Source organism: Solidesulfovibrio sp., from assembly GCF_029978005.1.
Classification (GTDB): Bacteria; Desulfobacterota; Desulfovibrionia; order Desulfovibrionales; family Desulfovibrionaceae; genus Solidesulfovibrio.
The window spans coordinates 1-24,826 of record NZ_JARKOZ010000062.1 but is presented as its reverse complement, the minus strand read 5'-3'; the positions used below and the strand labels follow the sequence as shown (position 1 = coordinate 24,826).

The window sequence follows — 24,826 nt, the reverse complement described above, 5'->3', positions numbered from 1 at the left end:
CCATTAAATTCCGCCCCCATCTTCGGTCCGCCAACGCCAGCCATGCCGGTGACCGCAGCCAACTCCGCCCGACTACGCAGGTGAGGGGGGCCGGGGGGCATCATGCCCCCCGGTGGGGTTCGGGGCAAAGCCTCGATGGGGCCAGGGCAAAGCCCTGGCCGCCGGAGGCGTCTAGGCCAGGCGGGCGGAGGCGATGTTGTCGCAGAACCAGCGGTAGGTCTGGGCCAGGCCTTCGGCCAGGGTATGGCCGGGTTTCCAGCCCAGGACCGAGAGGCGTTTGATGTCCACGATCTTGCGCGGCGTGCCGTCGGGCTTGGAGGCGTCGAAGGCGATGCGGCCGGCGAATCCCGTGACCTTGGCCATGAGTTCGGCCAGTTGGCGGATGGTGACTTCCTCGCCGGAGCCGATGTTGATGATTTCCTCGTCGTCGTAGCGTTCGAAGCAGGCCAGGGCGGCGGCGGCCATGTCGTCGACGTGGAGGAATTCGCGCAGGGCGTTGCCTGTGCCCCAGACGGCGACGGATTCCTGCCCGGCCAGGCGCGCCTCGTGGAAGCGGCGCATGAGCCCCGGGATGACATGGGAGTCGACCGGGGTGAAGTTGTCGCCGGGCCCGTAGAGGTTGGTGGGCATGAGGCTGATGGCGGAGAAGCCGTACTGGCGTCGGTAGGCCTGGCACATCTTGATGCCGGCGATCTTGGCGATGGCGTACCACTGGTTGGTGGCTTCCAGGGGGCCGGAGAGCAGGGCCTCCTCGGGGATGGGCTGGGGGGCCAGGCGGGGGTAGATGCAGGAAGAGCCCAGAAAAACGAGCTTTTCCACACCGGAGTTCCGGGCCGCGTCGATGACGTTGGTCTGGATGAGCAGGTTGTCGCGGATGAAGTCGGCGGGGTAGGCGTCATTGGCGTGGATGCCGCCGACCTTGGCCGCGGCCAGGAACACGGCGGCGGGCCGTTCGGTCTCGAAGAACGCCTTGACGGCGGCCTGGTTCGTCAGATCGAGCTCGGCGTGGGTACGGGCAAGAACGTCGACGCCCTTGGCGGCCAGGGCCCGGGCGATGGCCGCGCCGACCAGACCGCGATGGCCGGCGACGTAGATGGATTTTCCGGATTGCGCGTATTCGGCGATGTTCATGAGAGCCTCGAGGATGGGACGATGCGAGACGGTGCGCCGTTTTTTCCGCCACAACGTCCCGGGAATCGGCGCTTCCCGGAAGGTTGCTTGTTTGCGCGGTCGATGCCGGCCCGGGCCGCGCCGTCAGTTTCCGGAGCCGTCGAGAAGCGTGGCCAGGGATACGGCCAGTTTCTCCCGTCCGGTCAGGACGGACTGGTAGCTTCCTTCGCGGGCCTTGTCGAGGATGTCCTGGGCGAGTGCGGCCAGTTCCGGCAGGCCGAGATTGAGCAGATTGCCCTTGAGCCCGTGGGCCGCCTCGACGCAGGCCCGCCCGTCGTCGGCCGCGGCGGCCACGGCCAAGTGATCCAGGGCGGCTCCGAGGACCGTGGCCGCCACGTCGAGGGCCTGGTCGGCTTCGGCGGCCGAGAGCATCTGGCGTTTGCGCAGAAAGGCGCGGGCCTGGCGGCGGGCGGCGGCGGGCGTCATATGCGGGAGGAGCCCGCATCGCCGACAAGGGAGACCAGGACTTTCTCCAGATCGCTGATGCGGTAGGGCTTGGCGAAAAAGGCCGTCATGCCGGCTTCCCGGCACCGGTCGGCGTCTTCGGCCGAGGCCTGGGCCGTGAGCGCCACGATGGGCGTTTCGATGCCCGCCTGCCTGGCGCGCCGGGAGACCTCGATGCCGTCGAGGCCGGGCATGCGCAGGTCCATGAACACCACGTCGTAGGGGGGGCCCTCCTCCTTGGAGGCGAGCAGCATTTCCAGGGCCTTTTGCCCGTCCGCGGCGAAACTCTGTCGCCCCACCCCCAGTTTTTCGAGGATCTTCTGGAGGAGGAAACGGTTGAAGGGATTGTCCTCGGCCACGAGCACGCGCAGCCCGCCCAGGTCCACGGCCGGGGCCAGGGGCGCTCCCGGGCGCGGCGCAGCGGTTTTCCCGTCGGGTTCGGCCAGGTGCAAGGTGAAAAAGAAGGTGCTGCCCTTTCCGGGCTGGCTGGCGATCTCCAGGCCCGTGCCGCCGAGCAGGCGCACCAGCCGGTCGGAGATGGACAGGCCGAGTCCGGTGCCGCCGTGTTCCCGGGCGACGTCGTCGTCGGCCTGGACGAAAGGCTCGAAGATGCGCTGGCGCATGTCCTCGGGGATGCCCGGCCCGGTGTCGGCGACCAGGAAGCGCACGGGCAGGCCGGCGATGCCGGAGACCGGCGCGCGCGGCCGGGCGACGCCGAGGGTCACCCGGCCGCGTTCGGTGAACTTCAGGGCGTTGGAAAGCAGGTTGAGCAGGATCTGTTTGAGCCGCACCGGGTCGCACACGAGGACCCTGGGCAGGTCGGGGTCGCGCTCGATGGTCAGGAGCAGGCCCCGCTCCTCGGCCTGGGGGGCCATCACCCGGCGCGCGTCCTCGACGAGGCGGTCGATGTCCACCGGAGCCGGCCGTATTTCCAGGCGGCCCACCTCGATGCGCGAGAAATCCAGAATGTCGTTTAAGATGACGAGCAATCCCTCGCCGGCGGCGCGCATGGTCTCCAGGCTCTCGCGCTGGCTTTCGGGCATGTCGCCCTTGAGCAGCAGGTGGGCCAGGCCCAGGATGGCGTTGAGCGGCGTGCGGATCTCGTGGCTCATGTTGGCCAGGAAGGCCGACTTCATGCGGCTGGCTTCCTCGGCCTGGACCCTGGCCCGGATGAGGTCGGAGACGTCGGTGAAGGATTCGATGCCGCCGGTGACGCTGCCCTGGTCGTCGCGCAGGGGGGCGGCGTTCTTGCGGATGGTGAGCCGGCGGCCGTCCCGGGCGACGATGCGGGACTGGCTTTGCCGCACGGCCTGGCCGTCCGGGGCGGCCGGACAGGGCGAGGGGGGCGATTCGCGCAGAAGCGACGCCCGTTTGCGCCCCAGGGCCTGATCCCGGTTGTAGCCGGTGATGGCCGTGAACTCGTCGTTTATGGTAAGCACCTCGTCGTCGCGGTTGACGATGCAGATGGCCGCGCCGGCGATGGTGATGACCTGTTCGAGAAAGCTTTTTTCGCGCTCCACGGAAAGCCTGGCCTCGACCATGGGCGTGACGTCGATCAGCGAGACGATAAGGCCGGCGAAAAGGCCGGCATCGAAGACGGGCTGGAGCTTGACCGTGACGTCGCGGTCGCCGAAGCGCCGGTCGAAGGAGACCGGGGCGTGGGCCGCGCCGCGGCGGAAGAGTTCGAGGAAGACGCTGGCCTGGTAGTCCTCGGTCTCCAGGTCGAGGACGGCGATGCCCTGGCCGAGGACGGCTTCCCGGACGCCGCCGATCAGGGCCAGGCAGCGGTCGTTGATCTCCACCACCGCGCCCTCGGGGGAAACGAAGGCGATGCCCTGGTCCAGGGCGGCCAGGATGGAGGACAGGCGGGAGAGCCGCCCGTCGGCCTCGGCCGCGCCATACGCCCGGGAAGGGCCGCCCTGCAGGCGGCCCGGACGCCGGGAGGCGGCGGAAGGATTACGTGGCCCGCGTCGCGGCCGCCGCGTGAAAGACATCCAGGCGCTCCTTGTAGGGCGGGTGGCCGAAAAAGGCCGATCCGGAAACCAGCACGTCGGCGCCGGCGGCGACCAGGGCGGCGGTGTTGTCCGGGGACACCCCGCCGTCCACCTGGATGCGGAAGCTGAGATCTTTTTCGCGTCGCATCGTGGCCAACGTCTTGACCTTGTCCATGCAGAACGGGATGAAGGATTGTCCGCCGAAGCCCGGGTTGACGGTCATGACGAGCACCATGTCGAGCTGGGGCAGCAGGTACTCGACCATGGAGAGCGGCGTGGCCGGGTTGAGGGCCACGGCCGGGGCGGCGCCCAGGCGGGCGATCTCCGAGACCGTGCGTTCCAGGTGGACCGTGGCCTCGGCGTGGACGCAGATGAGGTCGGCCCCGGCGTCGCGAAAGGCGGACAGGTAGCGCTCGGGCCGTTCGATCATGAGGTGGGTGTCGAAGTAGAGGCGGCTCTTGCGGCGCATGGAAGCGATGACCGGCGGCCCGAAGGTGATGTTGGGCACGAACAGGCCGTCCATGACGTCGAGGTGGACCCAGGTGAGCCCGGCCTCCTCCAAGGCGGCCAGTTCCTCGGCCAGCCGGCTGAAGTCCGCGGACAGCAGGGAAGGGGACAGGATGAACGGCGCGGTCATGAAGGCTCCCGCGGCGCATCGGGGCAAATCCCCCTTATTGCGCCGTACTTTCCTGCATAGTCCTCCCGGCAGGCCGGGTCAAGGAGCCGCTGCTCGCGGCCGGCTGCGTTCCTTCCCTTGGCCGCGTCACGGAACCCTTGTAACATTGGGTGCAGACAACCTGCCGGATTTGTTTTTTAAAAGAAAGGCAGGTCGACGCGTCACGCGTTCTCTGTGCCCTTGTCACCGACTTGTAACAAGGCAAACCTAGGTTTCGCATGTCACCAAGGGCACTTCGCGCCAATCCTGGCGCGACAAACTTCCTGAGGAGGAGTTCCATGAAAAAACTTATTGGTATTGCGGCCGCTGTCCTGATGCTGGCCTCCACCGCCTTCGCCGACACCACCATCAAGGTGGACGGCTCCACCACCGTGCTGCCCATCATGCAGAAAGTCGTCGAAGCCTACATGAAGGCCCATCCCGACGTGAAAATTTCCGTTTCCGGCGGCGGCTCGGGCAACGGCATCAAGGCCCTCATCGACGGCGCCACGGACATCGCCATGGCTTCCCGCGCCATGGAGCAGAAGGAAATCGAGCTGGCCAAGACCAAGAACGTCGCCCCCAACCAGATCGTCTGCGCCATCGACGCCATCGTCCCGGTGGTCAACCCGGCCAACAAGCTCACCGAGATCACCCTGGCCCAGCTCAAAGACCTCTACATGGGCAAGATCACCACCTGGAAGGACCTCGGCGGCGAGGGTCCGGTGGTCGTCATCTCCCGCGACACCTCCTCCGGCACCTACGAGACCTGGGAAGGCCTGGTCATGAAGAAGGAGCGCGTGTTCCCCGGCGCCCTGATGCAGGCTTCCAACGGCGCGGTGGTCCAGGCCGTCAGCAAGAACAAGAACGCCATCGGCTACGTGGGCATCGGCTACCTCGACGCCTCCACCAAGGGGCTCAAGGTCGAGGGCATCGAGCCCACGGCCGAGAACGCCAAGTCCAAGAAGTACCCCGTCTCCCGCGACCTGTACCTCTACACCAACGGCGCGCCCTCCGGCGCGGCCAAGGGCCTGGTGGACTTCCTCCTCAGCGCCGAAGGCCAGAAGCTGGTCAAGGAAGCCGGCTTCGTGCCCCTCAACTAGTTTCGACACGACACCGACCACCGACGCGCCCCGGCCCCGCGACAGCGGGCCGGGGCGCTTGCCCGGGAGAACCGCATGGCCCTTTCGCGAAAAGCCAAGGACAACCTGATCAGGAATTTGTTCTTCCTGACCGCCCTGTCCTCCATCGTGGCCCTGGCCCTCATCATGGTCTACCTCTTCGTCGAGGGCCTGCCCATCTTCAAGGTCGTCTCGGTCACGGACTTCCTGTTCGGCCACCTGTGGTATCCCACCTCCGATCCGCCGGCATTCGGCGTATTTCCCCTGATCATGGCCTCGCTCGCCGTCACGGCCCTGTCCTCGGCCATCGCCATCCCCCTGGGCGTGATGACCGCCATCTACCTGGCCGAGATCGCCAGCCGCAAGACCCGGGACATTTTCAAACCCATCGTCGAGCTGCTGGCCGCTCTGCCCTCGGTCGTCATCGGCTTCTTCGGCATGGTCGTGGTCGCGCCTTACCTCCAGGAGACTTTCGACCTGGCCACGGGCCTCAACCTCTTCAATGCCGCCATCATGCTGGCCTTCATGTCCGTGCCGACCATCTGCTCGGTGTCCGAGGACGCCATCTACTCCGTGCCCCGCGAGCTCAAGGAAGCCTCCCTGGCCCTGGGGGCCACCCATTTCGAGACCATCGCCAAAGTGGTGCTGCCGGCCTCGCTGTCCGGCATCTCCACGGCCGTCATGCTCGGCATGTCCCGGGCCATCGGCGAGACCATGGTCGTCCTCATGGTCGCCGGCGGCGCGGCCATCATCCCGACCTCCATCTTTTCGCCCGTGCGGCCCATGCCGTCGAGCATCGCCGCCGAGATGGCCGAGGCCGCCTTCCGCGGCAACCACTACCACGCCCTTTTCGCCATCGGCATCGTGCTGTTCCTTTTCACTCTGGCCTTCAACCTCGTGGCCAGCCACGTGGCCGAGAAGCACAAGCAGGTCGGCGCAGCCACCCTGTAACCGGGCCGTCTTGGGAAAGACGACTGTATTTTTAGAGCGATAAGATCGAGTCGCGCGCACGGCTGAAAACCCGGCTGCCCGACCTGCCAAAGCACGACTGCAAGAGCCGCCAAGGAGCCATTCGATGAACGCCAACGCCATCACCCACGCCGGCCTCGCCCGCCGCCACCGCACCCAGAAGCTCATGTGGGGCGTGTTCGGGCTGTCCTCGCTGATCAACATGGCCGCCCTGGTGCTGATCTGCGGCTTCCTGCTCATCAAGGGCCTGCCGGCCATCTCCTGGAGCTTTCTGACCGAGATGCCCCGCGACTCCATGACCGCCGGCGGCATCCTGCCCTGCATCCTCGGCACGATCTATTTGAGCCTCGGCACCATGTGCGTGGCCTTTCCGCTGGGCGTGGCCTCGGCCGTGTACCTCAACGAGTACGCCCGCCCGGGCCGGACGCTGCGCCTGATCCGCCTTGGCATCAACAACCTGGCCGGCGTGCCCTCGGTGGTCTTCGGCCTGTTCGGCCTGGCCTTTTTCGTCACCTTCTTCGGCCTGGGCGTGAGCCTGCTCTCGGGCATCCTGACGCTGTCCATCCTCGTCCTGCCGGTCATCATCGGCACGGCCGAGGAGGCGCTCAAGTCCGTGCCCCAGACCTACCGCGAGGCCTCGCTGGGCCTTGGAGCCACCAAATGGCAGACCATCCGCCTGGTGGTGCTGCCGGCGGCCATGCCGGGAATGCTCACCGGGGCGATCCTGGGCCTTTCCCGCGTGGCCGGCGAAACGGCCGCCATCATGTTCACGGCGGCCGTGTTCTTCACGCCCTACCTGCCGACCCACCTCAACGATTCGGTCATGGCCCTGCCCTACCACATCTACGTCCTGGCCACGGCCGGCACGGACATCGACAAGACCAGGCCGCTGCAATACGGCACCGCCCTGGTCCTCATCATCTTGGTGCTTGGCATGAACCTCGGAGCCATATTATACCGGGCCAAACTGCAGAAGAAACGCTAGCCGTCCGCACGGCTCGGGGCGGCGCGCAAGGAAGTCGTTACGGCAACAGGCCCCACGCAACGCAACCGCGCGATCCATACGGAAAGCGGAATTGCTGGAACAGAAGAAAAACGACGCACCGAAAAGGGCGGCGTGACGCAAGGGGCGTCACGCCGCCCTTTTTCTTGCACGCCGCGCCGCCGCAAGGGCGAGGCCGCGTCCACGGCCGGGGCATGGAGGCTTGCCCCGGCCAAGGCGCGGCCCCGTCCGGCGGCCGCGGGAAAACGGCCGTCGGCGGCCGCCGGGGCGTTCCCGGCGGTCCGGGCCGGCGGGAACGCGGGATTGACAGGGAGGTAGGCATGACTCAGGCCCCTGATGCGGGACGCAAGAACTACGTGCTCGACACCAACGTCCTGATCGAAAACCCCCAAAGCGTGCTGCGGCTGCGAAACGGCGTGGAAAACGCCATCCACATCCCCTACCATGTGCTCATGGAACTGGAGGGTCTCAAGAAGACCCCCAAGCTGCGCCACATCGTGGCCAACGTCATCCAGGTCTTAAGCGACAACAAGGAGCACATCCACTTCATCCAGAACGACAAGAGCCACTCGGCCTTCACCGACATCGTCGACAACCACATCCTCGACGAGGTGCTGGCCTCGACCATAGACGACCCGGTGCTCGTGACCAACGACCGCATCCTCAAGCTGCAGGCCGAACTGCGCGGCATCAAAAGCGAGGAGTTGCGCGACTCCAAGCCGTTCGAATCCGAATCCCAGCGCTATACGGGCTTCGCCGAGGAAGGCGAGGAGATCGTGCCCAACTGCTTCACCTGGCGCGACGGCAAGCCGGTGCTGCACGCCCCGGACGGTGAAAAGTGCATCAACTACACGAGCGACGTGTGGAACGTGCGGCCGCGCACCGTCTACCAGAACCTGGCGCTGGAACTCATCATGGCCCAGCACATCGACCTGGTGTCCATCCAGAGCGAGGCCGGCTACGGCAAGACCTTCCTGGCCCTGGCCGCCGCCCTGTTCGCGGTGCAGGAAAAAAAGCAGTACGAGAAGATCTTCGTGCTCAAGCCCACCATCGAGATCGGGGCCAAGCTCGGCTACCTGCCCGGCGACGTGTCCGAGAAGATGGAGCCCTACGTCAAGTACGTCTTCGACCTGCTGGTCAAGCTCCACCGCTGCCGGGCGGCCAACAAGGTCTTCCTCAACCCCAACGACGAGATGCTGCGCATAAACCCCAAGAAGTTCGAGATCCTCCCTCTGGCCTTCGTGCGCGGCATGAACATCGAAAACGCCTTCGTCGTCATCGACGAGGCCCAAAACCTCTCGCGCACCGAGGTGCGCGCCGTGCTCACCCGCATGGGCGAGGGCGTCAAGTGCGTGGTGCTCGGCGACACCTCCCAGGTGGACAACCCCTACCTCAACGAGGCCAACAACGGCCTCAACTGGATCGTGCGCAAGTTCAAGGGGTTCCAGAACTACGCCCACATCGTGCTCAAGGGCGAGCGCTCGCGCGGCCCCATCACGGACATGGTGCTCAAATCAAAGCTTTAACCGCTCCCTGCCCGGGAAGGCGCGCCATCGGCCGCCTTCCCGGGCCGAACGTCACACGATCGTCACGGGCCCCGGCGACAATGGCGAAACTGGCCGCCGTCACCGGAGCGGCGGCCGGCTTTTCGCGACGCGGCTTTGCCATGACGCCGCAAAATGACTATCTGGGCGGAAAGGCTCGACGGACGCGCCCCGGACGGCCCGCGCCGCACAGCCAAGGAGGAGCCGCCATGAGCCCATCGCGCAAGCGCAAGTTCGAACTGGTCCTGCCCAGGGTCGAGGCCCTGGCCGCCCTGGCCGCGCTCACCGCCCCGGCCGCCGGGGGGAGCCTGGCCGTCGGCGAGGAGACCGTCTCCCTGGAGGACTTCTCGAGCCTCAAGATCGCCGTGAAAAACCTCGGCGCTTCGACCCTGCTCAAGGTGAGCGTCAAATACCCCGCCCAGGGCCTGGCCGCCCTGCCGCTTCCGGCGGACATCGACGCCGAGGCCGCGCCCCGGGAGACCGGCGCGCCCGCCCCGGAAACCGTGGACGAGGGCGGCAAGCCCAGGTACAAGGGCCTTAAAAAACGCATGAAGCATTTCTTCAAGGCCATCGTGACGTCGCTTCGGGCCGGGCTCGCTCCGGACGCGGACGTGCTGGCCGCCTTCATCGCCGACAGCCGGCTCATGACCAGTTATCCCGGCAAGGGCGACGCCTTCTACCCGGCCTACGACGCCGAGGTGGACCGCCTGGAGGCCGCCGCCCAGTCAGGCGACCTGGAGGCCATGACCGCTTCGGTGGCCGCCCTGGACCGCATGAAAAAGGAGTGCCACAGCCGCCATGCCTGACGCCGCCGCAACCCAGGCCGCGACCGCGGCCCCCCGTCCGGGCGCGCCCGAGGAGCCCCGCTGCGTGGAGATCGACCTTTCCCGCCTGGACCCGGCCGTCACCGAGGACGACGAGCGGGACTTCGCCCGCATCAACGACGTCTCCCTTTCCCCTGAGCAGGTCGAACGCATCGTCTCCCCGGCCCGCACCTACCCCCGCCAGGAATACGTCCTGGCCACCCATTGGCACCCCGAGCACGTGCCCATGGAACTGCTCAAGAAACGCATCGACCGCCTCTACCCCAACCGGGTGGACGAACTCATCATTCCCACCCAGCACAACGTGCTGCTGGAATACGACGGCTGCCAGGGCGTGGAGGTGGACTGCTACTCCAGCGGCTTCAACCGCAAGGTCCAGCTTTTGCTCCACTTCAAGGGCCTCGACGCGGAGCGGGCCGAGGTGCTTGCGGCCATGCTGCGCCACACCCACCGCTACCGGGCCTCGCAGCTCTTCGAATACCTCGACGCCCTGTGCGAGCCGGCCGGGGAAGCGCGCCGCCAGACCGCGGCCGGCCGGTCCAACGTGGACGAGGACCTGGTGACCTTCGTGTCCATCCAGGCGGCCAAGATCAAGGCCCTCATCCTGGCCCACGAGGCCGAGCTGCCCGAGGACACCTACAAGAACAAGCTCGTGCGCAACTTCCTCGACACCTTGCGCTCCCGGTTCGGCGACCGCATCGTCAACAAGGCCCAAGTCTACGCCAAGGCCGTCAAGGAACTGGTCAAGGAAGCCTTCTCCCTGTCCTATTTCTACCGGGCCTCGGAGGTGATCGAGGAAGCGCGCGCCCTGGGAGCCGGCATCGTCATCCCCCACCCGGAGCAGTTCTGGCCGATCCTACTCGCCGACTACGACGTGGACGGCATCGAGGTGTGGAACCCGCAGTCCCAACAGTACACGGAATACCTCATCAACGTGGTCAACCGCCGCAACCGCCTGGGCTGGCACGGCAAGCGGCCCCTGCTCATCTTCATGGGCGACGACTGCCACATGAGCGAGAAGACCCGGGACCCGGCCGAGCAGGACGCGGCCAAGGCCACCCGGGAAATCGGGCTCCAGCCGGCCTGGCACGACTTCGCCATCCGCAAGAGCCTGATCATCAACGGCGTCAGCCGCCGCAAGATCATCAACGAATACCGCGCCCGCCTGGGCTAGGGTCGACTTGTGGCGGCAATGGACGCGCTTTCGGAGAAATAAGGAACGTTTCGGCACGCAGCGACGCGGTCCGCCAAGGCTCGCGGGCGCGACGGGCCTTGCGCGCGCGACGATCCGCCGGCACGCCGTCAAGGAGCAAGGACGTGGAAAAGGAATCACGGTTCAAATACGAGTCCGTCCAGGACGCGGACACCCTGCGGCGCTACCTCGAGGCGGTCACCGAGGGCTTTTCCTCGGGCGAGCTGCGGTTTTCCAGCCGCGAGGGCGAAGTGACCCTGCACCCGGCCGGCATGATCGGCTTTCTCGTGGAAGCCAAGTCCATGGGCGGGCGCATGAAGCTGCACATGAAATTCTCCTGGCGCGAGGACGGCGGCGAGGACGACGGCGACGCCGGGCTCACCATCGCCCCGGGTGGGCAGGCGTCCTAGTGTTGCGTCCCCTAAGAAATACGCCAGTATTTTTTAAGAAAAAATAGCAACGTCACTATAACGCCCCCTGAAAAGCATACTCTTTTCAGAGGACGTGACACCAGGCCTGCGGGAGAGGGGCGATGCGCATTCTCGAAGGCATCGAGGAAAATTTCCGTTTCATGGTTCTCGAGGTCTCCAAGCAGGTCTCGAGCGCCCTGCTTGTGGTCGAGCGGCCCGATCCCGATCGCATCAAGCGCATCGAGAGCCGCGACGACTACATCGACAATCTCAAGAGCGTCATCGAGAATGCCTGCTGGGGCCGCATCCACGGCTCGCGCGACAACAACAAGCGCACGCTGGACCTCGTGCGCGCGGCCAACATCATCAACATCAACCTCGAGCGCATCGCGGACTACGCCGTCAACATCGTATCCCAGGTCCAATACCTGACCGATCCGCTTTTCATCCGGCGCTACGACTACCGCGACCCCTTCGTGGACGTGGAAAAAGCCCTGGGACTGGTCTTTCCGGCGCTCACCCGCCAGGACGTACGCTTGGCCCTTCGCATCTGCCGGGCCGAATTCTCCCTGGACGACCGGTTCAAGGCCGCCTTCGACGCCATCCTGGCCGACCTGCGCCGGGGCGAATCGCCGGAAAACGCCATTTCCTGCTTCAACATCTTCCGCTACCTGGAGCGCATGGGCGACGCCCTGCTCAACATCGGCGAGGCGGTCATCTTCGCGGCGCTGGGCGAAAAGCTCAAGATCCACCAGTACCAGGCCCTCCAGGATTCGCTCGGCCAGGGCGGCGAGGACATCCCGCTTTCGCCCGGGGACTTCAGCTCCATCTGGGGCACGCGCTCGGGCTGCCGCATCGGCCGGGTGGAGGACCACGGCCCGCGCTCCAAGGGCGTGCTCTTCAAGGAGGGCAACGCCGAGAAGCTGGCCAAGGAAAAGGAGAACATCGAGCGCTGGCAGCGGCTTTCCCCGGGGCTGCCGCCGAGCATCCAGGCCTTCCAGACCGACGGCGACTCGGCCTCCATGCTGCTCGAGTACCTCGGCGGCTGCAACTTCCAGGAGGTGGTGCTGACCGCCGACCGGGAGATCGTGGAAAACGCCTGCTTCCTCATCACCCAGACCGTGGGCGGCGTCTGGGAGCAGACCCTTTCCCGCGCCCCCGTGGCCTCGGGCTTCATGGCGCAGATGCGCGCCCGACTCGACGACGTGCTGCGCCTCTACCCGGGCTTCGCCACGGAACGCAAGGATTTCTGCGGCCAGCCGATCCCGGCCCTGTCGGAGCTTCTGGCCGCCGCCGCCGAGGCCGAGGCCGGACTGGCCGCGCCCTTTTCCGTGTTCCTGCACGGCGACTTCAACCTCAACAACATCGTCTACGACCACACCGCCCAACGCATCCACTACATCGACCTGCACCGCTCGGCCCAGGGCGACTATGCCCTGGACACGGCGGTTTTTCTGGCCTCCAACTTCCGGCTGCCGGTCTTCGAGACGCGCCTGCGCGCCCGCCTGCAACTGGTCATGCGCCGCTTTCTGGAATTCGCCCGGGGCTTCGCCGCCGAGCAGGGGGATGCGACCTTCGAGGCCCGGCTCACCTTCGGCGTGGCCCGGGCCCTGGCCACCTCGGCCCGGTTCGAGATGAACCGCGCCTTCGCCCAGGAACTCTTCCTGCGCGCCGTGCACCTGCTCGAAAAGCAAGTGGCCCGGGCCGGCCGCCCCTTCGAGGAGGCCGTCTTTCCCGACGCCGTGCTGGTGTATTGACCGGCACGCCCGGTCGGACGGAAGGCCTCAGGCCGCGGGCAGCGAGACCACGACCCGGGTGCCTCCGGCGGGATCGGTCTCCAGGCGGATGTCGCCGTGCTGGGCAAGGGTCATGATCCGGGCCGAATAGGCCCCGAGGCCCGTGCCGCCCCTCTTGCCGCCGGTGGCGTATTTCTCGAAGAAGACCGGCACGATGTCCGGCGGCACGGGCGTGGGGTTGGCCACGGTCAGCACGACGCGGTCCGCCTCCCGGGCCAGACGCGCGCTCACCTGCCCGCCCTCGGGCTCGGCCTCCACGGCGTTTTTGAGCAGGTTGGCGGCGATATTGCGGCTCAACAGCGCGCTGCCCGCAGCGAATGTCGGTCCGTTCGCCTCCACGTACAGTTCCACGCCCCGGGACTTGGCCAGGCCGGAGAGCATCTCGGCCGCGCCGGACACGATGCGGGCCAGGTCGATGTGTTGGGCCTCGAGCACGTACGTCCCGGTCTCCATCCGGTACAGGTCCATGGACAGCTCGATCTGCTCCAGCATGGACTGGCCGGCCCGCTCGATCTCCCCGAGCAGTTCCTGTTGCTCTTCGTTGACCTGGCCGACGACCTGGACGATCTGGGGCAGGTTGACGATGCTGTTGAGGGGGGTCTTGAGGTCGTGGCGCATGATGCGCTCCACGTCCTCGCGCACGCGCTCGAGCTTGCGCCGCTCGGTGATGTCCTCCTTGACGGCGACGTAATGGGTGATGGCCCCGGAATCGTCGCGCACGGGGGAAATGGAGGAATCCTCCCAGTAGAGCTCGCCGTTCTTCTTGCGGTTGCACAACTCCCCGCGCCAGATCTCGCCGGCGGCGAGGGTCTGCCACATCTCCCGGTAGAAAGCGTCGGGATGGGCGTCGCTTTTGAGCAACCTCGGGGTCTGGCCCAGGGCCTCCTCGGGCGTGTAGCCGGTGAGGACGGAGAAATGGGGATTGACGTACTCGATCACGCCCTTGGGGTCGGTGATGACGATGGAGGCCGGCGACTGTTCCACGGCGGCCCACAGCAGGCGCAGCGAGGCGTCCTTGTCCCGCATGGCGCTGATGTCCTCCACCGAGGCGATGACGGGCGTGGGGGCCCGGCCGGCTTCCACGGGGTTGAAGATGGCCCGCACGTGGCAGCTCTTGCCGCTGATCACGCTGGTGTAAAGCCCTTCCGTGGCGGCGGGTTCGCCGCCGAGGGCCCGTTGCAGGGCCTCGCGCACGTAGGCCGGCATCCGGCCGAGGACGTTGTGGCCGATCATCTGTTCCGGGGTCAGGCCCAGGAGATCCAGCAGCCGGCCGTTGCAATTGACCACCACGCCGGTCTCGTCGAAAAAGACGAGCCCCAGGGGCGAGTTGTCGAAGATGACCCGCAGCTGGCGCTCCCGCCGGGCCAGGTTCTCCTCGGCCAGCTTGCGCTTGGTGATGTCGGTGCAGAAGCCCTCGAACCGACTGATCTCCCCGGAGGGATCGCGCACGGCCCGGATGTTGAGCGAGACCCAGATGACCTCTCCGGTCCGGGTCAGGCGGCGGACTTCGTAATTGGCGAGGTGGTCCCGGGTCCGCAGGGCCTTAAGCAGGGCGGCGCGTTCGTCCGGGTCGGGATAGACCTGGGTCCGGATGTCCGTGACCGCGGCGAGCATGGCCCTGGCGTCGTCGTAGCCGTACATCCTGGCCAGGCGGTCGTTGGCCTTGAGGTAGCGGCCGTCCGGGGTGGAGGTGAAGATGCCCACGGGCGCGTTGGCGTAGAGGTCGCGCAGGGCTTCCTCGCTGCGGCGCAGGGCCAGTTCGGCCCGCAGCCGGTCCGAGATGTCGCGGATGTAGCCGCCCACGCCCGTGACGCCCTCGCCGAGCGGTACCGGGAACTTGCGCGCCTCGAAGGTGCGCTCGTCCACGCTCTCGAAGGTGGCCACCACCTCGCGCCCGTCCCGCGCCGCCACGTCCGAGGCGTGGCAGCGGGCGGCGAGTTCCGCCGGCATGAGTTCGTAATCCGTAAGCCCGATGACCTCTTCGGGCGTCTTGCCGAAAAAGGCGGCCAGGGGCCTGTTGGCCACGAGATGGCGCAGAGAGGCGTCTTTTAAGAAGGCCATGTCGCCGGTAGCGTCGATAAAGGCCCGGTAGCGCGCCTCGCCCTGGCGCAGGGCCTCGTTGAGGCGCGTCAGTTCGGCCGTGCGCGCGGCCACGGTGCGTTCCAGGTCGGCGTTGGCCGCGTCCAGGGTCCGGGTGGCCAGGGCCACGGCCCGGGACAGCCGCGCCGGCCAGGAGGCGAGCAGGAAAAAGGCCACCGCCAGGGCCAGCCAGGCGCCGGTCCCGGCGGCGATCAGCCCCGGCGGCGGCGGCATGGCCGTCCAGCCGCCCCGGGGCGTCGCCCCGAGCAGCCAGCCGCCGCCGGGCACCTCCAGGGACGTGGTCATCGGATCGCCCGCGAACACGGCCGGGTCGCCGAAGACCATGGGCGCATCGTCGCCGTTTTGTTCGCGGACGGCCACCCGGATGTCGGCGTCCCGCTCGAGCCCGGCCTCCCGGAAGAACGCATCCGCGTCGATGATGACCGTGGCCACCCCCCACAAGCGGGGGGCAAGGCCGGCGGTCCCCTCGGCGCGGACCGCCGTGCGGGCGATGAGTCCCCGCCCCCCCTGGAGCAGGTCGACCGGGCCGGCGACCACGACGCCGCCGTGCTCCAGCACCGCGACCAGGGCGGCGCGCTGGGGCAGGGGCAGGTTGCGCACGAGGTCGAGGCCGAGGATGCCGGGGTTGGCGGACCGCGGATAGACGTGGCTGACCACGGCGTCCCGGGCCAGTTGCAGCGCGCGCACGGCCGGCACGTCCCTGGCCAGGGCGGCGGCGAAGGACTCGAACTGTCCCGGGGTGATCTCCGGGTTGCTGGCGGCGCAGGCGGCGATGGCCTTCAGGAAGGCCAGACGGGCGTCCAGGGCCGCACGCAGGGACAGACGCACCTCGTCGAGGTGGTCGGCCACGGCGGCCCGGCGGGCGGCGTCGTAACGGCCGGCCTCCAGCCGCCACAAGAACCACAGGGCCGGCGTCACGAACAGGGCCGACGCGGCAAGGGCCAGCAACAGCAGCCTGACCTTGTGACCGGGGCCCTGGGGCATCGAAACGCATCCTTAGGAAGGCGATTGGCGCGCAAACGCGCGGACAGACGCAGCTTCCCAGATCATACCCACATGGGCGCGCCGCCGCAAGGGCCGACGCGACGCATCTTGCCTCTCCCGAGCGTTGAAGCTAGTCTCGCTCGCTATGGTTTTCCAAACGCCCAGGCAAACGCGACATACGCGGCTTCCTATGCAACATGGCAAAAAACTAGTGTTTCTTTAGCGAACACGACACAAGGACGGCGGCATGAACGCCTCTCGCCGAACCCTGCTCCTCTTTCTCCTGTCTCTTTTGTGCTGCGCCCTGTCGCCCGTCCGGGTGACGGCGCAATCCCCGCGCACGGCCGCCGCCCCGGACCCGGGCTGGAAGCCCCTGGTGGACCGGCTGGCCGCCGACGGCCTGGACAGGGCGGCCCTCGATCGCCTCTTCGCCGGCGGCGCGGTGGAGTATTCCCCGGAGATCATGGCCCGCAAGGTGGACGCCATGGTGAAAAAGGAGTTCGAGCCCAGGCCCAAGCCCAGCCCCAAGACGCTGGAGAAGAGCAATTACCGCCATTTCCTGACCCCGGCTTCCATCGCCGAAGCGGCGCGGTTCGTGCGGCAAAACCGGCCCGCCTTCGACAAGGCCCAGCGCGAGTACGGGCCCCCGCCGGAACTGATCGCCGCCTTCCTCATGGTCGAAACCAAGCTCGGCTCCTACCTGGGCGACCGCGACGCCCTGGGCGTCCTGGCCAGCCTGGCCCGGGCCTCGACCCTGGAGCAGATCGCGCCTTACATGAAGACTCTCACGGGAGATCCTTCCCGCCGCGACTTCGCCGCTGCGGCCGCCGCCGACCGGGCCCAGTGGGCCTACCGGGAACTCGCGGCGCTCTTGCGCTACGCCGCCGCCAAGAAGCAGCCCCCGGCCAGCATCCCCGGCTCCATCTACGGAGCCATCGGCATCTGCCAGTTCATGCCTTCCAACGCCCTGCGCTTCGGCGTGGACGCCGACGGAGACGGCATAGTGGACCTCTTCTGCCCGGCCGACGCCATCGTGAGCGTGGCCAGCTACCTGCGCGGCCATGGCTGGAAGCCCGGCATGACCCCGCAGGAGGCCCACGACGTGGTCTACGCCTACAACCACAGCGACCTGTACGTGCTGGCCGTGCTGACCGTGGCCGAACGCATCAAGGCCCAGCTCTAGGCCGCGACCGCGGCGTCGGGAAGCGGGAGCGGGACGCCCCGCGCGCGCGGCCGTCGGGCCGGGCCGCGTCGCGTCCGGGAATGGGACCAGCCCGCTTCGCGGCCGTCGCCGGCCCGGCCTTCTAGGGATTGGGAACGGCGAAGAAAAGGGGATTGGGCCTGCGGTCCCGGGCCAGGAAGCTGCCCTCGAAATAGCCCTGGCTGAAGCCCTGGCGGTAGCCGGCCGAGTAGGCCCCGCGCCGGGTCATGGAGGCCACCGGCGTGTAGGCCCCCAGGCGTCCTTCGGCCCGCACGAGCATGTCGCGGCGCTGGGTTTCGAGCATGGCGAGGCGGTCCCAGACCATTTCCCGGCGGTTCACGGACGGCTCGTCGCCCCGCACGACCCTGGGACCGCCGAGGAAGATGTAGACCACGAGGCCGATGATGCCGACCATGATGATGAGGTATTTCACCGCGCCGCCCGCGGGGTCGCAGACGCGCCAGCGGTGTGCCGGTTACGCGCCGCGTCCCTTTCCCTTACCCTTTCGACATCCGCCTGGGCCATCTTTAGCCCGGCGGAAAATCGGCCGGATTCAGGAGGAGCGCACGGCCGGGATGCCGTGCTTTTTCAGCAGCGCGTAGAGCCGCGAGCGCGACAGCCCCGAGACGTCGAGCATGCGGCCGACGTCGCCGGCGAAGCGCCCGGTGAGCGCCCGCAGGTAGCGCGCCTCGCCCTGGTCGCGGAAGTCGCGAAAGCGCGGCAGGACCCCGACGGCAAGTCCGGGTTCGAGCCCCGTGCCCTCCTCCGCCGTGCCCGGACCGCGCCCGGCCACCCGGTTTCGCGCCGCACACACCCGGATGTGCAGGGGCAGGTGCACGGGCAGCAGGGCCTCGTCGCCCCTGGCCAGGGCCAGCGCGCCCTCGAGGGTGTTCTTGAGCTCCCGCACGTTGCCCGGCCAGGGATAGGCCAGAAGCGCCCGGGAGAAGTCTTCGGAGAACGCCCTGGCGGCGAAGCCGAGCCTGGCCGCGCCTTCGGCCGCGAAGTGGGCGGCGAAGTCCAGGATGTCGTCGGGATGGCCGGCCAGGGGCGGCAGTTCGATGCCCACGCCCTGGAGGCGGAAAAGCAGGTCCTCGCGGAAAAGCCCTTCGGCGGCCATGGTTTCCAGGTTCTGGTTGGTGGCCGCCACCAGCCGGAAGTGGCAGGGCGCTTCCTCGAGCCCGCCCACCGGCCGCACCCGCCGCTCCTGCAGCACCCGCAAGAAGGCCTTCTGCACCGAAAGGGGCATCTCCCCCACTTCGTCCAGGAACAACGTGCCCTCGTGGGCTCGCAGCAGCACGCCCTCGCGCCGGCGGTCCGCGCCGGTATAGACGCCCTTTTCCGAGCCGAAGAGCACGCTTTCCACGATGCCCGGCGGCAGGGCGGCGCAGTCCACCACCACGAAGGACTTGGCCCGGCGCGGGCTGTTGTCGTGGATGGCCCGGGCGAAAAGCTCCTTGCCCACGCCCGTGGGACCGGTGAGCAGGACGTTGACGTCGCTCGGCGCCGCCTTGGCCGCCTGTTCCAGGCATTGGGCCCGCTTGGGGTTGCCTCCGACGATGCCCGAGAAACGGAACAGCCCGCCCTCGCCCCGCTCGGCCCGGGCCTGCCGCCGATGCTCCATGGCGCTGACCAGGGGCGCGGTCATGGTTTTGACCGTGGGAGGCTTCTCGATGTAGTCCCAGGCCCCCTGCCGCATGGCCCGCTCGGCCCCGTCCGGGTCGCCCCAGCCGGTGATGACGATGACTTCGGGATTGGAGGGGGCGCGCCTTATCTCGCCGATGGCGTCGAGGCCGTTGCCGTCGGGCATGCGCACGTCCAGGAAGACCACGTCCACGTCGGCCTCGCCGGCCCGCCGCAGGCCCTCGGACAGGGTGGCGGCCATGTCCGGGGCGTGCCCCAGGCGCGAGACCACCCTGGCCAGGGCGTCGCGGATGGTCTGGTCGTCGTCGATGATGAGCACGTTGCCCAAGGCTGGCCTCCACAGTCGCCGACGCCTTCCGACGCCGTCATGCCCTCTCGTGCATGCGCATCGCCGGCCGGCCTGTCAAGGGCACGTCCCGGCAGGAGCGGCACCGCGCCCGGCCGGGGGCATAGCACGCCCCGCCCCCTGGCGCGAGCCCCGTCGCCAAGCGCATGCTTGCGTTCCGGAGACCGCCGGCGCGGGACGGAGGGGGCGGCGCCGTTTCGGCGATCCGATCAACCGTCCTGCGGTTGGCTGGGCGTTTCCAGATTGAGTTGGTAGAACGCCGCATCCAACCAGCGGCCGAACTTGAAGCCGACCTGCCTGAAGGTGCCGGCGTGGACGAATCCCAGCCGGACATGCAGACCGATGCTGGCGGCATTGGCGGCGTCGATGCAGCCCACGAGAACGTGCCGCTGCGCCTGGCGCGCGCGTCGGATCAGCTCATGGAGCAGGAGCTTGCCGAGTCCGCGGCCGCGATGCTCGCGATGCACGTACACGCTGTGCTCCACCGTATACTTGTAGGCGGGAAAGGCGCGAAACGTGCCCCAGCTGGCGAAGCCCAGCAATCGGCCCGACGCATCGACCGCTCCCACGACCGGAAAGCCGCCCGCCCGTTTCCCGGCGAACCAGGTCGCCATGGCCTGGGGGGGCCGAGGCACGTAGTCGTACAGGGCCGTCGAATGGACGATGGCCTCGTTGAAGATCTCCAGGATGGCCGCGGCATGCCCGGTCTCGTCGCAGTCGATCAGGCTCACGTCGTCATGGCTTGCGATGGAATGCATCAAAGCTCCTCTGGTTGCTGGCTGGCTGGATAAGCAACCATATCTTGCCGCGCCGCACTCCATCCCAGCGCGACGCCGGAGTCAACCTGGAACAAAAAAGGCGGGCCGAAGCCCGCCTCGAATCGCGTCTTTGCCAAGCCTCAGTTGGCCGTCGGCGTCCGGGGCTGTTGCCCGGCCAGGCCGGCCAGGACCTCGGGCCGCTGGATCTGGTCGTTGGGCATGGCCACGTACTTCTCGATCAGCGCCTGCCAGAGCTTGTAGCCGTCGGGGCGCAGGTGCACGCCGTCGGTGGTCAGGGACTCGTTGAGCGCGCCGGCCACCGTGAAGTGGCTGTACAGGTCGATGTAGACGCAGCCCGGCATCTCGGCGCAAAGGGCCTGCAGGCCGGCGTTGAGGTCGCGGATCTTGTCGTTGGACAGGTCGGGCCTGTTGACCACGGGCAGCACGCTTTGCACGAAGACCACGGTCTTGGGCGAGCCCTGGCGGATGCGCCGCAGGATCTCCCGGTAGCGGGACAGGATGCTGGCGTTGGGGCTCCAAATCTCGTTGATGCCCTCGAGAATGAACACCTTCTCGGGCTTCATGGCCACGACGGGATTGAGCCCCTTGAGGATCTTGGCCGTGGTGTTGCTCACCGCGCCCTTGTTGACCACCTCGGGAAAGCCGCCCACGTACTTCCAGCCCGCCGTCTGGCTCCCCCCCAGGAAGACCGTCTTGGCCAGCGCCGCCGTCGCCCCCAAAAAAAGAAGCGCCGCCGAAACGACGCCAACCCGAAACCATGCGGAAACCATTTCTCCCCTCTCCTTGCACATACGAATACGGCCCCGCGCCTCCCGCGAGCACGGCCAGCGAGATAACATGGCCGGAACCGATTGAAAAGGCTCCGCGGACGGTATAGGCTTTCCCAAGTGTTTTGGCGGGGGCCTTCCCGGCCGTCGGAGAAGACGCCAAGCGTCGTTTCAGCGTAACGTCAACCCCCAAAACCGCCGCCGACCACCCCCACGAAAGCGTGCCGGCCGGCCGCCGCGAGTCCTCATGAGCGCGCAAGCCAAAACGTCCCGCCAGCTCATTGAAGAAGCCATGGCGCAACGGGCACGTTGCTATCTTTCGATGCCCGAATCCGTCACCGGCATCCGCGAACTGAGTTGCGCCATGCTGGAGTCCTCCACCCGGGGCCTGTTGCTGGAGACCCAGGGCAAGGCCGCCTGCGGCCCCCATTGGACGGGCCTCGACGTCACGGGCTATTTTCGCGTAACGCTTCGCCGCAGCGGCATAGAGGAAACGTTCTACACCTTCGACAGCCGCATCAAGGCGGCGGCCAACGGCAGTACGGGCATCGCCCGGCTGCTCCTCGACGAACCCGAGAACCTGGTCTTCGGCCAGCGCCGCAGGAGCCTGCGCGTGGAGCCGGACATCGAGCGCATCCTGTCGGCGTTTCTGTGGCGTTACGACAAGCGGGCGGGCTTCGCCCTGGACGCGCCGTCGCTCAAGCGCGGCGACTTCCTGGCGGGGGTGGCGCGCATCGCGGACATCTCGGCCGGGGGCATGCGCCTGGCCGTGCGCGGGAACCTCCTGCGGGAACGCGGCCTGGAACTGCCCCAGGGGCAGCGGGTGGTCGTGCATCTGCAGTTCGACGAAACGCGCGAGACCGGGCACAACGAATTCTGGATCGTGGCCCGGGTGCGCCACGCCTCGCCCGACTGTCCCGGCGGCGAGGCCGCCTTCGGCCTGGAGTTCCTGGCCAGCGGCGACCTCGATCCCAAGGCCGGCAAGATCCGTTGGCAGCCCGTGGAAGATCACGCCATCCCGGGGCTCATGGACATCTTCCACCAGTGGGACCTGGAACGGCGACGGGGAAAAATGGCCTGATCCCCGTCTAGCTCCCTCCTGCCCGAAGCTCCCGCAGCGTCATGCCGCTGGCCGCCACGCGCCACAGCCCGAGCAGGGTCACGGGCAGGTACTGCAGCAGATGGATGGCCAGGGCGGCGGCGAAAGCCCGGTCCCGGTCCACGCCGAACCAGCCCAAGGCCAGCACCATGGAGGCCTCGAACACCCCCATGCCCCCAGGCGCGCCCGGTATGGCGATGCCCAGCGTGGCCACGGCGAAGGCCGTCAGCACCATGGGCCAGGAAAAGGGCAGCCCGGCCATGAGGCAAAGCCCCAGGGCGTACAGGGCCACGTAGCCTGCCCAGGCGGCCAGGGTCCAAAGCCCAAGGACCGCGAGGAAGCCCAGGCGCAGGTTGGCCTGCAACAGGCCCAGCATCTCGGCCGCGAAAAGGCGCAGGCGCTCCCCGGGCACCAGGCGCAGCAAGGCGTGGGCCGCGCCCGGGCGCAGCCGCAGGAGCGCCAGGAAGCACCACACCCCGCCGACCAGGGCCAGGAGCGGGTAGAGCACGAGCCCTTGCCCGAGCATGGCCGCCACGGCCGCGCCGAGGACCAGCAGGGCGTTGAGGTCGAAAAACCGCTCCCAGAAGACCGCTTCCAGCCCCCGCCCCAGGGAGAGGCCGCTTTCCCGGCGCAGGTACAGCGCCTTGGCCATCTCGCCCAGGCGCGCCGGCAGCACGTTGTTGAGGGCAAGGCCGATGAGGCAGGCCCACAGGCCGGTCAGGGGACGGATGGTCCCGGCCATGAGAAAACGCAGCCGCAGCCCGGGAATGACCACGATGCACGGAACGGCGAGCACGTAAAGCGCCACGGGCAGCGGCCGGAACTCGGCCAGGGCGCGCCGCAAACCGGCCAGGTCCACGCCCCACAGGGCATAGGTCAGGCAGCCGCCGACCAGAAGGAGGCGCAAGGCCAGGGACAGATGCTTGTTCATGGGGCTCCGCCAAGGAAAAAGGCCATGGGAACGGGTTCCCATGGCCTTTTTCCGGGCGGGAATCAAGAAAGGATCACGGCTTGGGCAGGGAGGCGTAATACGCCGCCAGATCGTCGATGTTTTCCGGGGACTGCTTCTGCATGATGGCGATCATGGCCTTGTTCTCGCCCTTGCCGTCCTTGTAGGCCAGCATTTTGGCCGTCAGCGCGGCGGCGTCCACGCCGTTGAGGTCGCCCTTGCTCTTGTGGCAGGCGCAGCCCTTGGCCAGGGCCTCGCCCTTGGCCGCGTCGCCGGCGGCCATGGCGGCGCCGGCCACGGCGCACAGGATAAGCGCGAAGAAAATCGTACCGATACGTTGCATGTCGTCTCCTCGGCCTCAGGGTCCATCCCGCCGCCCCCTGGCGGCGGAGCCAGACTACATGCATACGCCACGAGGGAAAAAACGCAATCCTCTCAACAGGCTCCCTTGCGTTTCAGAAATTTTTGTTGCAATTCACTCAACCCAAGGTATCCTCTTCATCCGAGGACATCCGTTTTCGCAAAAGGAACACCGCAATGCCGTCCCGCCTCCTCCTGGCCGTCGCCGCCGCCCTGATCCTTTCCGCCTGCGCCCCCGCCTCCTCGGACAAGGCCCTGCGCGAGGCCCTGCGCGAACACCCCGAAATGGTCGTCGACGCCCTGAGTCAACGCAAACCCGAACTGTTCGCCCTGGTGGTCCAGGGACAGCAGGAAGCCCAGGACGCCGCCCGACAGGCCAAGCAGGCCGAGGAGCTCAAAAAGCCCCTGGCCCCGGCCGTCGACCCGCAGCGCGCCATACGCGGGCCGGCCGGCGCGGAAACGCTCGTCGTGGTCTACTCCGACTTCCTGTGCCCCTACTGCGCCCAGGGAGCCAAAACCCTCAAGGAATTCATGGGCCGGCACCCGGATTCCGTACGCGTGCTCTTCAAGCATTACGCCACCGACGACCTGTCCCGCCAGGCGGCGCAGGTCTACGAGGCCCTGGCCATCCAGGACCCCAAGCTGGCCTTCGCCTTCCACGACGCCGTGTTCGAGGCCCAGCGCGAAATCGAGCAGGCCGGCGAGCCGGCGCTCTACGCCCTGGCCATCAAGCTCGGGGCCGACGTGGCGCGGCTGAAAAAGGACCTCAAGAACCCGGCCCTGGCCAAGCGCATCGACGACGACGTGGCCGAGGCCCGGGCCTTCGGCATCGAGGGCACGCCGACGTTCATCATCAACGGCGTTTCCGTGCGCGGCGCGGCTCCCATCGGCGAATTCGAGGACGTCCTGCGCCAGGTGTCACGCGGCGGCGGCCAGGAAGCCCCCTGCGACACCTGCAACAAGAAGAAGCCGTAACGTCGCCCAAGGCGACGCCAAGGTCGGTCCGCCATGTCCGCCATGCTGCGCTCCCTGGCCCTTGCGGCCCTCCTCGCGACGGTCCCCGTCCTGTCCCTGCCCGCCCCGGCCGCGGCCGAGGAGCAGGCGCGGCAGGACGGCCAGGCGATCGACGAGGCCACGCTCGTGGCCATGATGGACGACGTCGTCAAGTACTACGACGAAACCCGGCCCTCGGAAGGGCGCATCCTGGAACTGCTGCCGGCCTACGAAAAGAACAAGGACAGCCAGGAATACAAGAAGCTGCGCTTCCTGTTCGACACGCACCAGAAGGTCACGACCAGCCTCAACAACCTCATCGACGTCCTGTACATCTCGCTCAAGCACGGCAACTACGAGGACCAGGAACTCAACACCTACCTCTACAACCGCTGCAAGAACATCATCACCTTCCTCAACAACATGGTCTACTTCCTGACCGCCCGCAACCAGGAGATGGAGCTGTCCGCGTCCGTGGACGTGCA

At 67.6% G+C, this 24,826-nt stretch carries 23 protein-coding genes; 12 read left to right on the top strand and 11 right to left on the bottom strand.

Annotation, left to right across the window (positions count from 1 at the left end; all coding sequences use genetic code 11):
* Nucleotides 1–171: 171 nt before the first annotated feature.
* From Q1K70_RS07885 to rpe, 4 genes are all read right to left on the bottom strand, one after another.
* Entirely contained in the window at nt 172–1,131 is a 960-nt protein-coding gene (locus Q1K70_RS07885) for a GDP-L-fucose synthase (protein WP_300157600.1), read from the bottom strand.
* 123 nt (nt 1,132–1,254) lie between these two features.
* Nucleotides 1,255–1,596, bottom strand: a complete 342-nt coding sequence (locus Q1K70_RS07880; RefSeq protein WP_300157598.1) for an Hpt domain-containing protein — start codon at nt 1,594–1,596, stop codon at nt 1,255–1,257.
* Nucleotides 1,593–3,608, bottom strand: coding sequence for a PAS domain-containing hybrid sensor histidine kinase/response regulator (locus Q1K70_RS07875; RefSeq protein WP_300157596.1), 2,016 nt, complete (start codon nt 3,606–3,608; stop codon nt 1,593–1,595). The genes Q1K70_RS07880 and Q1K70_RS07875 overlap by 4 nt, the downstream gene beginning before the upstream one ends.
* Nucleotides 3,571–4,245 carry a ribulose-phosphate 3-epimerase gene (gene rpe, locus Q1K70_RS07870; RefSeq protein ID WP_300157594.1) on the bottom strand — a complete coding sequence of 225 codons (675 nt, stop codon included), beginning with the start codon at nt 4,243–4,245 and terminating at the stop codon, nt 3,571–3,573. The genes Q1K70_RS07875 and rpe overlap by 38 nt, the downstream gene beginning before the upstream one ends.
* Nucleotides 4,246–4,562: 317 nt before the next feature.
* Here rpe and Q1K70_RS07865 point away from each other — a divergent pair, with 317 nt between their 5' ends.
* The 8 genes from Q1K70_RS07865 to Q1K70_RS07830 all read left to right on the top strand — a co-directional run bounded on the left by Q1K70_RS07865 (nt 4,563) and on the right by Q1K70_RS07830 (nt 13,083).
* Nucleotides 4,563–5,366 carry a phosphate ABC transporter substrate-binding protein gene (locus Q1K70_RS07865; protein WP_300157592.1) on the top strand — a complete coding sequence of 268 codons (804 nt, stop codon included), beginning with the start codon at nt 4,563–4,565 and terminating at the stop codon, nt 5,364–5,366.
* 75 nt (nt 5,367–5,441) lie between these two features.
* Nucleotides 5,442–6,335 (top strand): phosphate ABC transporter permease subunit PstC, encoded by an 894-nt coding sequence (gene pstC, locus Q1K70_RS07860; protein ID WP_300157590.1) that lies wholly within the window; start codon nt 5,442–5,444, stop codon nt 6,333–6,335.
* Nucleotides 6,336–6,459: 124 nt separating this feature from the next.
* The gene (pstA, locus tag Q1K70_RS07855) at nt 6,460–7,338 is read left to right on the top strand and encodes a phosphate ABC transporter permease PstA (protein WP_300157588.1); all 879 of its coding nucleotides are present in this window, start codon (nt 6,460–6,462) and stop codon (nt 7,336–7,338) included.
* Nucleotides 7,339–7,676: 338 nt separating this feature from the next.
* On the top strand, nt 7,677–8,882 hold the full coding sequence (locus tag Q1K70_RS07850) for a PhoH family protein (RefSeq protein WP_300157586.1): 1,206 nt from the start codon (nt 7,677–7,679) through the stop codon (nt 8,880–8,882).
* 227 nt (nt 8,883–9,109) lie between these two features.
* The gene (locus Q1K70_RS07845) at nt 9,110–9,706 is read left to right on the top strand and encodes a GAK system XXXCH domain-containing protein (RefSeq protein WP_300157584.1); all 597 of its coding nucleotides are present in this window, start codon (nt 9,110–9,112) and stop codon (nt 9,704–9,706) included.
* On the top strand, nt 9,699–10,898 hold the full coding sequence (locus Q1K70_RS07840; protein ID WP_300157582.1) for a hypothetical protein: 1,200 nt from the start codon (nt 9,699–9,701) through the stop codon (nt 10,896–10,898). The genes Q1K70_RS07845 and Q1K70_RS07840 overlap by 8 nt, the downstream gene beginning before the upstream one ends.
* 143 nt (nt 10,899–11,041) lie before the next feature.
* The gene (locus tag Q1K70_RS07835; RefSeq protein ID WP_300157580.1) at nt 11,042–11,326 is read left to right on the top strand and encodes an amphi-Trp domain-containing protein; all 285 of its coding nucleotides are present in this window, start codon (nt 11,042–11,044) and stop codon (nt 11,324–11,326) included.
* A gap of 122 nt (nt 11,327–11,448) precedes the next feature.
* Nucleotides 11,449–13,083 (top strand): PhoU domain-containing protein, encoded by a 1,635-nt coding sequence (locus Q1K70_RS07830; RefSeq protein ID WP_300157578.1) that lies wholly within the window; start codon nt 11,449–11,451, stop codon nt 13,081–13,083.
* A gap of 27 nt (nt 13,084–13,110) precedes the next feature.
* On the opposite strand, the gene Q1K70_RS07825 is transcribed toward Q1K70_RS07830, so the two are convergent.
* A complete protein-coding gene (locus tag Q1K70_RS07825) occupies nt 13,111–16,206 on the bottom strand; it encodes a PAS domain S-box protein (RefSeq protein WP_300157576.1) in 3,096 nt (1,031 codons plus the stop codon).
* Between the two features lie 247 nt (nt 16,207–16,453).
* Here Q1K70_RS07825 and Q1K70_RS07820 point away from each other — a divergent pair, with 247 nt between their 5' ends.
* Nucleotides 16,454–17,389 carry a lytic murein transglycosylase gene (locus Q1K70_RS07820; RefSeq protein WP_300157574.1) on the top strand — a complete coding sequence of 312 codons (936 nt, stop codon included), beginning with the start codon at nt 16,454–16,456 and terminating at the stop codon, nt 17,387–17,389.
* A 121-nt stretch (nt 17,390–17,510) separates the two neighbouring features.
* On the opposite strand, the gene Q1K70_RS07815 is transcribed toward Q1K70_RS07820, so the two are convergent.
* The 4 genes from Q1K70_RS07815 to Q1K70_RS07800 form a co-directional block, all read right to left on the bottom strand.
* Entirely contained in the window at nt 17,511–17,840 is a 330-nt protein-coding gene (locus Q1K70_RS07815) for a hypothetical protein (RefSeq protein WP_300157572.1), read from the bottom strand.
* Nucleotides 17,841–17,960: 120 nt separating this feature from the next.
* Nucleotides 17,961–19,376, bottom strand: coding sequence for a sigma-54 dependent transcriptional regulator (locus Q1K70_RS07810; protein ID WP_300157570.1), 1,416 nt, complete (start codon nt 19,374–19,376; stop codon nt 17,961–17,963).
* Nucleotides 19,377–19,603: 227 nt separating this feature from the next.
* Nucleotides 19,604–20,152, bottom strand: coding sequence for a GNAT family N-acetyltransferase (locus Q1K70_RS07805; protein ID WP_300157568.1), 549 nt, complete (start codon nt 20,150–20,152; stop codon nt 19,604–19,606).
* Between the two features lie 140 nt (nt 20,153–20,292).
* Complete coding sequence (locus Q1K70_RS07800; protein WP_300157566.1) at nt 20,293–20,943, bottom strand: GDSL-type esterase/lipase family protein; 651 nt, start codon at nt 20,941–20,943, stop codon at nt 20,293–20,295.
* Between the two features lie 244 nt (nt 20,944–21,187).
* Here Q1K70_RS07800 and Q1K70_RS07795 point away from each other — a divergent pair, with 244 nt between their 5' ends.
* Nucleotides 21,188–22,021: a PilZ domain-containing protein gene (locus Q1K70_RS07795; protein ID WP_300157564.1), complete on the top strand. Its 834-nt coding sequence runs from the start codon at nt 21,188–21,190 to the stop codon at nt 22,019–22,021.
* Between the two features lie 7 nt (nt 22,022–22,028).
* Here Q1K70_RS07795 and Q1K70_RS07790 read toward each other — a convergent pair whose 3' ends face one another.
* Entirely contained in the window at nt 22,029–22,970 is a 942-nt protein-coding gene (locus Q1K70_RS07790) for a lysylphosphatidylglycerol synthase transmembrane domain-containing protein (RefSeq protein ID WP_300157562.1), read from the bottom strand.
* Between the two features lie 73 nt (nt 22,971–23,043).
* Nucleotides 23,044–23,331 carry a cytochrome C gene (locus Q1K70_RS07785; RefSeq protein WP_300157560.1) on the bottom strand — a complete coding sequence of 96 codons (288 nt, stop codon included), beginning with the start codon at nt 23,329–23,331 and terminating at the stop codon, nt 23,044–23,046.
* A 194-nt stretch (nt 23,332–23,525) separates the two neighbouring features.
* On the opposite strand from Q1K70_RS07785, the gene Q1K70_RS07780 reads away from it, so the two are divergent.
* Together Q1K70_RS07780 and Q1K70_RS07775 are read left to right on the top strand one after the other, a co-directional pair.
* Entirely contained in the window at nt 23,526–24,323 is a 798-nt protein-coding gene (locus Q1K70_RS07780; RefSeq protein WP_300157558.1) for a DsbA family protein, read from the top strand.
* A gap of 33 nt (nt 24,324–24,356) precedes the next feature.
* On the top strand, nt 24,357–24,826 hold a 470-nt coding region (locus Q1K70_RS07775; RefSeq protein ID WP_300157556.1), incomplete at its 3' end, for a hypothetical protein.

What these genes read in the sequence shown, in the direction of transcription:
- Q1K70_RS07885 (WP_300157600.1), bottom strand. Translation starts at nt 1,131, where the DNA reads ATGAACATCGCCGAATACGCGCAATCCGGAAAATCCATCTACGTCGCC.
- Q1K70_RS07880 (WP_300157598.1), bottom strand. Translation starts at nt 1,596, where the DNA reads ATGACGCCCGCCGCCGCCCGCCGCCAGGCCCGCGCCTTTCTGCGCAAA.
- Q1K70_RS07875 (WP_300157596.1), bottom strand. Translation starts at nt 3,608, where the DNA reads ATGTCTTTCACGCGGCGGCCGCGACGCGGGCCACGTAATCCTTCCGCC.
- rpe (WP_300157594.1), bottom strand. Translation starts at nt 4,245, where the DNA reads ATGACCGCGCCGTTCATCCTGTCCCCTTCCCTGCTGTCCGCGGACTTC.
- Q1K70_RS07865 (WP_300157592.1), top strand. Translation starts at nt 4,563, where the DNA reads ATGAAAAAACTTATTGGTATTGCGGCCGCTGTCCTGATGCTGGCCTCC.
- pstC (WP_300157590.1), top strand. Translation starts at nt 5,442, where the DNA reads ATGGCCCTTTCGCGAAAAGCCAAGGACAACCTGATCAGGAATTTGTTC.
- pstA (WP_300157588.1), top strand. Translation starts at nt 6,460, where the DNA reads ATGAACGCCAACGCCATCACCCACGCCGGCCTCGCCCGCCGCCACCGC.
- Q1K70_RS07850 (WP_300157586.1), top strand. Translation starts at nt 7,677, where the DNA reads ATGACTCAGGCCCCTGATGCGGGACGCAAGAACTACGTGCTCGACACC.
- Q1K70_RS07845 (WP_300157584.1), top strand. Translation starts at nt 9,110, where the DNA reads ATGAGCCCATCGCGCAAGCGCAAGTTCGAACTGGTCCTGCCCAGGGTC.
- Q1K70_RS07840 (WP_300157582.1), top strand. Translation starts at nt 9,699, where the DNA reads ATGCCTGACGCCGCCGCAACCCAGGCCGCGACCGCGGCCCCCCGTCCG.
- Q1K70_RS07830 (WP_300157578.1), top strand. Translation starts at nt 11,449, where the DNA reads ATGCGCATTCTCGAAGGCATCGAGGAAAATTTCCGTTTCATGGTTCTC.
- Q1K70_RS07825 (WP_300157576.1), bottom strand. Translation starts at nt 16,206, where the DNA reads ATGCCCCAGGGCCCCGGTCACAAGGTCAGGCTGCTGTTGCTGGCCCTT.
- Q1K70_RS07820 (WP_300157574.1), top strand. Translation starts at nt 16,454, where the DNA reads ATGAACGCCTCTCGCCGAACCCTGCTCCTCTTTCTCCTGTCTCTTTTG.
- Q1K70_RS07805 (WP_300157568.1), bottom strand. Translation starts at nt 20,152, where the DNA reads ATGCATTCCATCGCAAGCCATGACGACGTGAGCCTGATCGACTGCGAC.
- Q1K70_RS07800 (WP_300157566.1), bottom strand. Translation starts at nt 20,943, where the DNA reads ATGGTTTCCGCATGGTTTCGGGTTGGCGTCGTTTCGGCGGCGCTTCTT.
- Q1K70_RS07795 (WP_300157564.1), top strand. Translation starts at nt 21,188, where the DNA reads ATGAGCGCGCAAGCCAAAACGTCCCGCCAGCTCATTGAAGAAGCCATG.
- Q1K70_RS07790 (WP_300157562.1), bottom strand. Translation starts at nt 22,970, where the DNA reads ATGAACAAGCATCTGTCCCTGGCCTTGCGCCTCCTTCTGGTCGGCGGC.
- Q1K70_RS07785 (WP_300157560.1), bottom strand. Translation starts at nt 23,331, where the DNA reads ATGCAACGTATCGGTACGATTTTCTTCGCGCTTATCCTGTGCGCCGTG.
- Q1K70_RS07780 (WP_300157558.1), top strand. Translation starts at nt 23,526, where the DNA reads ATGCCGTCCCGCCTCCTCCTGGCCGTCGCCGCCGCCCTGATCCTTTCC.